The sequence below is a fragment of the Chromohalobacter sp. HP20-39 genome (assembly GCF_033052815.1).
Taxonomy (GTDB): domain Bacteria; phylum Pseudomonadota; class Gammaproteobacteria; order Pseudomonadales; family Halomonadaceae; genus Chromohalobacter.
Genome location: NZ_JAWHTP010000051.1, coordinates 1 through 725, shown reverse-complemented (window position 1 = coordinate 725; position 725 = coordinate 1). Strand labels below are relative to the sequence as shown.

1 protein-coding gene is annotated in these 725 nt (G+C 57.0%); it reads left to right on the top strand.

The genetic code is table 11. From position 1 onward, the window contains the following. Window positions 1-29: 29 nt before the first annotated feature. Window positions 30-725, top strand: a 696-nt coding sequence (locus tag RVY79_RS16810; RefSeq protein WP_317465615.1) for a DNA cytosine methyltransferase, incomplete at its 3' end; no start/stop codon positions are given.

Genomic DNA, 725 nt, shown 5'->3' with positions numbered 1-725 from the left:
CCGGAATCTCCCCGCACTTCAAAAAGGTAATGGGAATTCTAGAGTGCGCAGGGTACTCGTGGACCGCTGGCGTATTGAATGCTGCCTTGTACGGTAGCGCACAATCGCGACATCGCCTGGTGATGATCGCTCTCCGCAACGATTTAAATGTCGCCCCATCGCTGCCGGAGCCGACACATCTGCCTCGAGGACGCTATTTCGATTACGTATCCCAGTCGCTGCGCGACTACGACGACCTCGATGACGATCTAATCGGAACCACATCAAGCGCGCGCCGCGTAGCCTTGGTGTTACAACCAACCCTCCATAGGGTCGGTAGAACGAGTCCTATCCCAACATTCGAAGATGCAATCGCTGGATTGCCAAGGGAAGGGAGCGCCGAAGCCTCTGCGCTAGGCCATGTGCCCTGGACTCACGGTACAAACATACTGGAAGCGATGAGGGATGTGGAAGAGGGCGGCCGCAGAAGGACGGTAAAAAGCTACTACGGTGCGGCATACGCTCGATTACATCGATACGGCTTAGCGCGGACAATTACGACGTATTTCTCCAATGCCGGCAGCGGACGTTATTGGCATCCAACAGCCAATCGCGCCATTACCCTGCGCGAAGGCGCACGACTGCAGGGATTCCCCGATGACTTCAAATTCCTGGGCGGCGCGCTGCAAAGCAACGCCACCTTGGTTGGCAACGCCCTCGACGCCGAGTTAGCTAACGCCACGTAC